The organism is Enterobacter mori LMG 25706, from assembly GCF_000211415.1.
In the GTDB taxonomy this organism is placed as follows: domain Bacteria; phylum Pseudomonadota; class Gammaproteobacteria; order Enterobacterales; family Enterobacteriaceae; genus Enterobacter; species Enterobacter mori.
This window is the reverse complement of sequence record NZ_GL890782.1, coordinates 64055-73845: the sequence shown is the minus strand read 5'-3', so window position 1 is coordinate 73845 and position 9791 is coordinate 64055. Positions and strand designations below refer to the sequence as shown.

7 protein-coding genes are annotated in these 9791 nt (G+C 56.8%); 2 read left to right on the top strand and 5 right to left on the bottom strand.

Annotation, left to right across the window (positions count from 1 at the left end; all coding sequences use genetic code 11):
* Positions 1 to 87: 87 nt before the first annotated feature.
* The 4 genes from hemG to pepQ are packed head-to-tail and all read right to left on the bottom strand — an operon-like array spanning position 88 to position 4081.
* Positions 88 to 633 carry a menaquinone-dependent protoporphyrinogen IX dehydrogenase gene (hemG, locus tag ENTMO_RS0123085; RefSeq protein WP_010436783.1) on the bottom strand — a complete coding sequence of 182 codons (546 nt, stop codon included), beginning with the start codon at positions 631 to 633 and terminating at the stop codon, positions 88 to 90.
* 10 nt (positions 634 to 643) lie between these two features.
* Positions 644 to 2095 carry a Trk system potassium transporter TrkH gene (gene trkH, locus ENTMO_RS0123080; protein ID WP_010436781.1) on the bottom strand — a complete coding sequence of 484 codons (1452 nt, stop codon included), beginning with the start codon at positions 2093 to 2095 and terminating at the stop codon, positions 644 to 646.
* 40 nt (positions 2096 to 2135) lie between these two features.
* Complete coding sequence (locus tag ENTMO_RS0123075; protein WP_010436778.1) at positions 2136 to 2750, bottom strand: IMPACT family protein; 615 nt, start codon at positions 2748 to 2750, stop codon at positions 2136 to 2138.
* On the bottom strand, positions 2750 to 4081 hold the full coding sequence (gene pepQ / locus ENTMO_RS0123070) for a Xaa-Pro dipeptidase (protein WP_010436777.1): 1332 nt from the start codon (positions 4079 to 4081) through the stop codon (positions 2750 to 2752). The genes ENTMO_RS0123075 and pepQ overlap by 1 nt, the downstream gene beginning before the upstream one ends.
* Positions 4082 to 4271: 190 nt before the next feature.
* On the opposite strand from pepQ, the gene fadB reads away from it, so the two are divergent.
* Positions 4272 to 6461 (top strand): fatty acid oxidation complex subunit alpha FadB, encoded by a 2190-nt coding sequence (gene fadB, locus ENTMO_RS0123065; protein WP_010436775.1) that lies wholly within the window; start codon positions 4272 to 4274, stop codon positions 6459 to 6461.
* A gap of 9 nt (positions 6462 to 6470) precedes the next feature.
* Positions 6471 to 7634 (top strand): acetyl-CoA C-acyltransferase FadA, encoded by a 1164-nt coding sequence (gene fadA, locus ENTMO_RS0123060; protein WP_010436772.1) that lies wholly within the window; start codon positions 6471 to 6473, stop codon positions 7632 to 7634.
* A gap of 80 nt (positions 7635 to 7714) precedes the next feature.
* Here the strand turns inward: fadA and glyS are convergent, their stop codons facing one another.
* A complete protein-coding gene (gene glyS / locus ENTMO_RS0123055; protein WP_010436769.1) occupies positions 7715 to 9784 on the bottom strand; it encodes a glycine--tRNA ligase subunit beta in 2070 nt (689 codons plus the stop codon).
* Positions 9785 to 9791: the final 7 nt, after the last annotated feature.

Here is a 9791-nt window from a genome sequence, read left to right as displayed (position 1 = left end):
GTGGAGGCGCATTATAGGGAGTTATTCTGAAGTGACAAGCACAAAATACAAAAAACTTTTCGTTCGCTCACTTTTCAAACTTAACGCTTATTTAAGTCGCGAATCGCCCGTTATATGCGCGATTTCCCGCGCAAAACTGGCAACCTGCGACCAGTCGGTGTACACCACTTCTTTATGCGTATCGGTTTCACCGCCCGTCATCTTCATAATCAAGCGGATCATAAAGCGGTCATACCAGCGGTAGCGCGGATAGCGCAGCGCCCCGGCAAAGACCGCGCAAAGTGTTGGCTGCCACGGAGAATGAAGTAAAAACTTGCGCGTATAGCTGTTCGTTTGCGGCGTGCGCTTTTCTGCTTTACGGGCAACCAGATTGACCGAGTAGAAGGCACTGGGCAGCTTATTGAGCACGTCCTTATGTTTCTTCACAAAACGATCCAGCGCGGGATGGAAATGCCCGTAACGAATAGACGCCCCAATCACCACACGATCGTACTCCTGCCACGCGATGTGTTCCGCACGGTTCAGGTTCACTACATCCGCGTAAATGCCCAGCTCTTTTAATTCAGAAGCCAGATAAGCGGCAATCTCGCGCGTTTGTCCGTCTCGCGTAGAGAAAAGAACTAATGTTTTCATTAATGACTCCTTACTCGCGCCAGAATGTTGGGGTAAACAGCACCAGCAGCGTAAAGACCTCAAGACGCCCAAACAGCATGTTAGCGATAAGGATCCACTTCGCCACCGGGTTCATACTGGCAAAGTTATCCGCCACCACGCCCAGCCCAGGCCCGAGGTTATTAAGCGTCGCCACAACAGAGGCGAATGCGGAGAAATCATCCACGCCGGTAGCAATAATAGCCAGCATACTGACGATAAAGACCAGCGCATAAGCAGAGAAGAAACCCCACACCGCTTCGAGAATACGTTCCGGCAGCGCACGATTCCCCAGCTTGATGCTATAAACCGCATTCGGGTGAACCAGACGCTTCAGCTCGCGGTTGCCCTGTTTGAACAGCAGCAGTATACGAATGACCTTCAGGCCACCGCCCGTAGACCCCGCACAGCCCCCGATAAAGGCCGAGCACAGCAAAAGCACCGGCAGGAACAGCGGCCAGCGCGCAATGCTGTCCGTGGTAAAGCCCGCCGTTGTCGCCATCGACACCACCTGGAAAAAGGCCTGGTTTAGCGTGGTCATGGCCGAGTTATAAACATCGTGGAACCAAAGCACCAGCGTACAGATGATCACCAGCGTCAACTGGACGCCAATAAACATGCGGAACTCCGGATCGCGCCAGTACACCTTCAGGCTTCGCCCACTCAGTAAAGAGAAGTGCAGACCGTAGTTACAACCGGAGATCAGCAGGAAGATAGCAATAATAGTGTTAATCGTCGGGCTGTCGAAGTAGCCCACGCTGGCATCGTGCGTGGAGAACCCACCGATAGCGATAGTCGCAAAGCTGTGCCCGATGGCATCGAAAGCGGGCATTCCGGCAAACCACAGCGCCAGGGCGCAGGCGACCGTCAACAAGACATAAATCAGCCACAGGGTTTTTGCCGTCTCCGCAATACGCGGACGCATTTTGTTATCTTTTAGCGGGCCGGGCATTTCAGCCCGATAAAGCTGCATCCCACCGACGCCCAGAATGGGCAGGATAGCCACCGCCAGGACGATGATCCCCATACCGCCGAACCACTGCAGCATCTGGCGATAAAAGAGAATGGCATGTGGGAGAGAATCCAGCCCCACCAGCGTCGTCGCACCGGTAGTTGTTAAACCAGAGAACGATTCAAAGAATGCATCCGTGATGCTCAAATTGGGCTGTTCAGAGAAGATAAACGGGAGCGAACCGACGCTTCCCAGCACCGTCCAGAACAGCACGACGATCAGAAACCCTTCCCGAGATTTCAGCTCGCCTTTCTCACGACGGTTTGGCCACCAGAGCAGCGAGCCAATCGCCAGCGCGACAAAAAAGGTCTGGGTAAACGCACGCCCCGCGCCGTCCCGGTAGATAAGTGCCACCAGTCCTGGGAGAATCATCGTCCCGGAAAAAAGTATGACCAGCAGTCCAACGATTCGGGTTATGGCACGAAAATGCATCTCTGCCGCTTCCTTTGGTATTCAAAAAGTGAGGTGGGGATTATTCTTCAATCGGCAGCAATTGCAACGAACCGCGACTAAAATCAGCGAGTTTTGCTGAAAAAGAGGCCAGTTCCGCCTGAGGAAGCGCCACGCGTAATTGCACCATCGCCTGGTAATCGCTGTGCACAATCACACCGTTAACGTGCTTCAGTAACGCTTCAATGCCCGAAAGCTGCGAGTACTCGCATACCAGAGTATATTCGGTAAGTGGCGTTTTGCGGGTGGTTATCAGCAGATTAAGTGCCTGCTGGACACCTCCACCGTAGGCTTTAACCAGCCCACCCGTGCCTAACAAAATGCCGCCGTAGTAGCGAACCACTACGGCGGTGATCTCGCCCACGCCGCTGCCCATCAGCTGCGAAAGCATAGGTTTACCGGCCGTGCCAGCCGGTTCACCGTCGTCAGAAAACCCCAGCTGTTGCGAATCGTCCGGCGGTCCTGCCACCCACGCCACGCAGTGGTGGCGTGCATCAGGATGCTCCGCGCGAACGGACTCGACAAACGCCTTTGCCGCCTCTACGCCGTCGGTGTGCGCCAGCAGCGTAATAAAGCGGCTTTTCTTGATTTCCTCAACAAAGGTGACCGGTTCAGCCGGTATCAGCCAGCTTTCCATCAGGCCAGCTTCAGGTCTCGCGTCATGTTCTCGACACCGTTCTCATGAATAACCACGTTATCTTCGATACGAATGCCGCCAAACGGTTTCAACGCATCAATTTTTTCCCAGTTGAAGTGCTTGCTGAACTGCCCTTCACGCCACGGCGCCAGCAGGGATTCAATAAAGTAGATCCCCGGCTCGATGGTCAATACCATGGGCGGCTCAAGGATACGGGTGCAGCGCAGGTAAGGATATTTAGACGGTGCCGCCAGGTGCGTGCCGGTATCATCCTGCATGAAGCCCGCAACGTCGTGAACCTGCAGGCCCAGCGGGTGACCGATACCGTGCGGCATGAATGGCCCGGTCAGATCGTTTTCGACCATCGCCTCTTCGCTCATGTCTTTCACAATCTGATGCTTACGCAGCAGTTTAGCGATGCGCTGATGGAACTGGATGTGATAATCCACATAGCTGGTTCCGGCCTTCATGGTGCCAATCAGCGCCAGCTGTTCATCGTTCACGTCTTTAATCAGCTGCGCGAAATCGGTATCCCCATTCGCCGCCCAGGTACGGGTCAGATCGGCCGCATAGCCGTTATACTCTGCCCCTGCGTCCAGCAGGAAGCTGCGCATTTCCGACGGAACCTGGTGATCAAGTTTGGTGTAGTGAAGTACAGACGCATGCTCGTTCAGCGCGACGATGTTGCTGTACGGTACGTCGGTGTCGCGGTGACCGGTTGCGGTCAGGTAGGCAAGATTGATATCGAACTCGCTCATGCCCGACTGGAACGCTTCGTGCGCGGCACGGTGGCCATTCACCGCCGTTTTTTGCGCTTCACGCATGCAGTAAAGTTCGTAGTCGGTTTTATACGCGCGGTAATAGTGGAGATAATCCAGCACCCCTTTCGGATTGAGTTTATCCGCCGGAATATCCAGACCCAGCGCACGCTCTGGAACAGGGCCAATATAGCCGATGTTGCCACGCGCCGCAGGCAGCTGGCTGCCAATACCGTCCGCTTTTGGCAGGGCAATCACATCAATTTCTTCGGTCCAGAAAGAAGTCGGCAGCGGTTCCACGTTGTGCCAGTAATCCACCGGCAGATAGAACCACAGTTTCGGCTTGTTCACGCCATCCACCAGCAGCCAGCAATTTGGCACCTGTGTCACCGGCACCCAGGCTTTAAACTGCGGGTTGACCTTAAACGGATAAGCATGGTCATCAAGAAACGTGTTCATCAGCTCGCCGGAGTGGATTAGCAGGGCATCCAGCTTGAAGCGCGCCAGTACATCGCGGGTACGTTCCTGTAGGGTAACGATATGATTTTTATAAAGCGAAGCCAGTGAGTCCATCATTCTTCCTTTCGTTTTTTTGACCTCAAGTCATCGCATCTTAGCACACCTCACTCCGGCTGCGTGATTTCCACCGACCGTGATCAATGCAGCAATTTCTTAATGATAAATTTGCATTTTATTAACATAAATTCCACACTCCGTCTCATCTGGTATGACCAGATCCACTTGCTGGATTCAGGAGACTGACATGCTTTACAAAGGCGACACCCTGTACCTCAACTGGCTGGAAGATGGCATTGCCGAACTGGTGTTCGATGCCCCCGGCTCAGTGAATAAGCTTGATACCGCGACGGTGGCCAGTCTTGGCCAGGCGCTGGATGTTCTTGAAAAACAACCTGAATTAAAAGGGCTGCTGCTGCGTTCGAACAAAGCGGCCTTTATTGTCGGTGCCGATATCACCGAATTTCTCTCGCTTTTCCTGGTGCCTGAAGAACAGCTGAGCCAGTGGCTACACTTTGCCAACAGCGTCTTTAATCGTCTGGAAGATCTGCCTGTCCCAACGATCTCCGCCGTGAACGGCTACGCGCTGGGCGGCGGCTGTGAATGTGTATTAGCCACCGATTACCGTCTCGCCACGCCGGATCTGCGCATCGGCCTGCCGGAAACCAAGCTGGGCATCATGCCGGGCTTTGGCGGCTCCGTGCGTATGCCGCGCATGCTGGGTGCCGACAGCGCGCTGGAGATCATTGCCGCGGGTAAAGATGTCGGCGCAGAACAGGCGCAGAAAATCGGCCTGGTGGACGGCGTGGTTAAGCCTGAAAAACTGATTGAAGGTGCTATCGCCATCCTCCGTCAGGCCATCAATGGCGACCTCGACTGGAAAGCCAAACGCCAGCCGAAGCTGGAACCGTTAAAGCTCAGCAAAATTGAAGCCACCATGAGCTTCACCATCGCTAAAGGCATGGTGATGCAGACGGCGGGTAAACACTACCCGGCGCCGATCACGGCGGTGAAAACCATTGAAGCCGCAGCCCGCTTCGGCCGCGACGAAGCCCTGAAGCTCGAAAATCAGAGCTTTGTCCCGCTGGCGCACACCAATGAAGCCCGCGCGCTGGTCGGTATCTTCCTTAACGATCAGTTCGTGAAAGGTAAAGCCAAACAGCTGACCAAAAACGTTGAGACGCCAAAACACGCGGCGGTGCTCGGTGCAGGCATTATGGGTGGCGGCATCGCTTACCAGTCGGCATGGAAAGGCGTGCCGGTGGTGATGAAGGACATCAACGAGAAATCCCTGACGCTCGGCATGACCGAAGCGGCCAAGCTGTTGAATAAACAGCTGGAGCGCGGAAAAATTGACGGGCTGAAGCTCGCAGGCGTGATCTCCACCATTCAGCCGGTGCTGGAGTACAGCGGTTTTGACCGTGTGGACGTGGTGGTTGAAGCGGTCGTTGAGAATCCGAAAGTCAAAAAAGCGGTGCTGGCCGAAACGGAAGACAAGGTTCGTCCAGGCACCGTGCTGGCTTCTAACACCTCCACTATTCCGATTGGCGAACTGGCGAGCGTACTGAAGCGCCCGGAAAACTTCTGCGGCATGCACTTCTTCAACCCGGTACACCGTATGCCGCTGGTCGAAGTGATCCGTGGGGAAAAAACCTCTGACGAAACCATCGCCAAAGTGGTGGCGTGGGCGAGCAAGATGGGCAAAACCCCGATCGTGGTGAACGACTGCCCGGGCTTCTTCGTTAACCGCGTACTCTTCCCGTACTTTGCAGGCTTCAGCCAGCTGCTGCGCGACGGCGCGGACTTCCGCAAAATCGACAAAGTGATGGAAAAACAGTTCGGCTGGCCGATGGGCCCGGCGTATCTGTTGGACGTGGTCGGCATTGATACCGCCCATCACGCGCAGGCGGTGATGGCGGCAGGCTTCCCGCAGCGCATGCAGAAAGACTATCGCGACGCGATTGACGCGCTGTTCGACGCTAACCGCTTCGGTCAGAAAAACGGCCTGGGCTTCTGGCGCTATAAAGAAGACAGCAAAGGCAAACCGAAGAAAGAAGAAGATCCGGCGGTGGATGGTCTGCTGGACGACGTCAGTCAGCCAAAACGCGATTTCACCGACGATGAAATCATCGCCCGGATGATGATCCCGATGATTAACGAAGTGGTGCGTTGCCTGGAAGAAGGCATCATCGCCAGCCCGGCAGAAGCGGATATGGCGTTGGTGTACGGCCTTGGCTTCCCCCCGTTCCACGGCGGCGCGTTCCGCTGGCTGGATACACTCGGCAGCGCCCGCTATCTCGATATGGTTCAGCAGTACCAGCACCTTGGCCCGCTTTATGAGGTGCCGGAAGGTCTGCGTAACAAAGCGCGCCATAATGAACCCTACTATCCAGCAGTTGAGCCAGCCCGTCCGGTTGGCGAACTGAAAACGGCTTAAGGAGTCACAATGGAAAAGGTTGTCATTGTTGATGCGATTCGCACCCCGATGGGCCGTTCAAAAGGCGGCGCGTTCCGTAACGTGCGTGCGGAAGATCTCTCCGCACACCTGATGCGTAGCCTGCTGGCGCGTAACCCGGCGCTGGACCCAACAGCGCTGGACGATATCTACTGGGGCTGCGTGCAGCAGACCCTGGAGCAGGGCTTCAACATCGCCCGTAACGCGTCTCTGCTGGCGGAGATCCCGCACTCGGTTCCGGCAGTCACCGTCAACCGTCTGTGTGGTTCGTCCATGCAGGCGCTGCACGATGCGGCGCGCATGATCATGACCGGCGATGCGCAGGCCTGTCTGGTAGGCGGCGTTGAGCACATGGGCCACGTGCCGATGAGCCACGGGGTTGATTTCCACCCGGGCATGAGTCGTAACGTGGCGAAAGCCGCGGGGATGATGGGCCTGACCGCCGAGATGCTCTCCCGCCTCCATGGCATCAGCCGTGAAATGCAGGATGCCTTTGCCGCGCGCTCTCACGCTCGCGCCTGGGCCGCCACGCAGTCCGGTGCCTTTAAGAATGAGATCATCCCGACCGGCGGTCACGACGCAGACGGCGTACTGAAGCAGTTCAGCTACGACGAAGTCATCCGCCCGGAAACCACGGTCGAAGCGCTGTCTACCCTGCGCCCGGCATTCGATCCGGTCACCGGCACGGTAACGGCGGGAACGTCGTCCGCACTGTCCGACGGTGCCGCCGCGATGCTGGTGATGAGCGAAAGCCGCGCCCGCGAACTAGGCCTGACGCCACGCGCTCGCGTGCGTTCGATGGCGGTCGTCGGCTGCGATCCTTCCATCATGGGTTACGGCCCGGTTCCGGCCTCGAAGCTGGCACTGAAAAAAGCGGGCTTAACCGCCAGCGACATCGATCTGTTCGAGATGAACGAAGCCTTCGCCGCGCAGATCCTGCCGTGCATTAAAGATCTGGGGCTGATGGATCAGATCGATGAGAAGATTAACCTCAACGGCGGCGCGATCGCCCTCGGTCACCCGCTGGGCTGTTCCGGCGCGCGCATCAGCACGACGCTTATCAACCTGATGGAACGCAAAGATGCTCAGTTTGGTCTGGCAACAATGTGTATCGGGTTGGGTCAGGGTATCGCGACGGTATTTGAGAGAGTGTAATAAAAAAGCCGGGCTGCTTTTGCAGCCCGGCATGAGTTTAGTTGCCGTTCTTCCCGCCTGTCAGGGGCGGGTTTTTTGCATTACTGCAGCAGCGAAATATCCGCCACGCGCAGGAACAGCTCGCGCAGTTTCTCGAGCATTGAGAGACGGTTAATACGCAGATCTTTATCTTCCACGTTCACCATCACTTTCTCGAAGAAGGCGTCGATAACGTCACGCAGTTCCGCCAGCTCCACCAGCGCTTCCTGGTAGCGACCTTCCGCAAAGTACGGCTCGAGCTTGTCGCGCAGCACCACAACCTGCGTCGCCAGGGCAATCTCTTCCGGCTCTTTCAGAGTTGCAGCGTTAACACGCTCGTTCAGCGTCTCGTCGGATTTCGCCAGGATATTGGATACACGCTTGTTGGCCGCAGCCAGGGCTGATGCCGCTTCCAGGGTACGGAAGTGGGACACCGCCTTCATGCGCGCATCGAAATCAGCCGGACGGGTCGGACGACGCGCCAGCACCGCCTGAATGGTGTCAACGGTGTAGCCTTCATCCTGATACCACGCGCGGAAACGACCGAGCATAAAGTCGATGACATCATCCACGACCTTCGCGTTGGTCAGCTTATCGCCGTACAGACGCACCGCTTCTTCAGTCAGGGTCTGCAGATCGAGGTTCAGGTTCTTCTCAACGATGATACGCAGCACGCCCAGCGCGGCACGACGCAGCGCGAACGGGTCCTTGTCGCCTTTTGGATGCTGGCCAATACCAAAGATACCCGCCAGGGTGTCCATCTTATCGGCAATCGCCACGGCGCAGGCAACCGGGTTGGACGGCAGATCGTCACCCGCAAAGCGCGGCTGATACTGCTCGTTCAGAGCCACAGCCACGTCTTCCGCTTCGCCATCGTGACGCGCGTAGTGCATGCCCATCACGCCCTGGGTGTCGGTAAATTCGAACACCATGTTGGTCATCAGGTCGCACTTGGACAGCAGGCCAGCACGCGTTGCGTGGTTGACGTCTGCACCGATTTCACGGGCGATCCAGCCGGACAGCTCCGCAATGCGGTCGGTTTTGTCGCGCAGCGTGCCCAGCTGCTGCTGGAACAGCACGGTCTGCAGGCGCGGCAGGTTATCTTCCAGACGCTTTTTACGGTCGGTATTGAAGAAGAACTCCGCATCCGCCAGACGTGGGCGCACCACTTTCTCGTTACCGGAGATAATCTGGATCGGATCTTTCGATTCGATGTTCGCCACGAAGATGAAGTTTGGCAGCAGCTTGCCGTCGTTGGCGTATACCGGGAAGTACTTCTGGTCACCCTTCATGGTGTAGACCAGCGCTTCAGCCGGAACGGCCAGGAATTTCTCTTCGAACTTCGCGGTCAGCACAACTGGCCATTCCACCAGAGAGGTCACTTCTTCCAGCAAGCTTTCGCTCAGGTCGGCGTTACCGCCAATCTGGCGTGCCGCTTCTTCCGCGTCCGCTTTGATTTTGGCTTTACGCTGTTCGTAGTCGGCAATGACTTTACCGCGCTCCAGCAGAATCTGCGGGTACTGGTCGGCATTGTCGATGGTGAACTCCGGCTCGCCCATAAAGCGGTGGCCGCGGATCACGCGATCGGACGCCACGCCCAGAATGGTGGCAGGAATAACGGCATCGCCCAGCAGCAGGGTCACGGTGGGAACCGGACGCACGAAGTGCACGTCGGACGCGCCCCAGCGCATCAGCTTAGGAATTGGCAGCTTAGCCAGTGAGGTCGCGATCATGTCCGGCAGCAGCGCTTCCGCGCTTTCGCCTTTCACATGTGCACGATACAGCAGCCACTCGCCTTTGTCGGTGGTCAGACGCTCGGCCTGGTCAACGGTGATGCCGCAACCACGCGCCCAACCTTCTGCCGCTTTGCTCGGTTTGCCTTCCGCGTCGAACGCCTGAGCAATGGCCGGGCCACGTTTTTCCACTTCACGATCCGGCTGAGACGCCGCCAGATTTGCCACTTTCAGCGCCAGACGACGCGGTGCAGCAAACCATTCAATTTTACCGTGTGCCAGGCCAGCGTTATCCAGCTCGGCGGTCACGTTCGCAGCAAAAGACTCAGCCAGGCTGCGCAGGGCTTTTGGTGGCAGCTCTTCGGTGCCGATTTCCACCAGGAAAGTTTTTTCAGACATGGCCGCC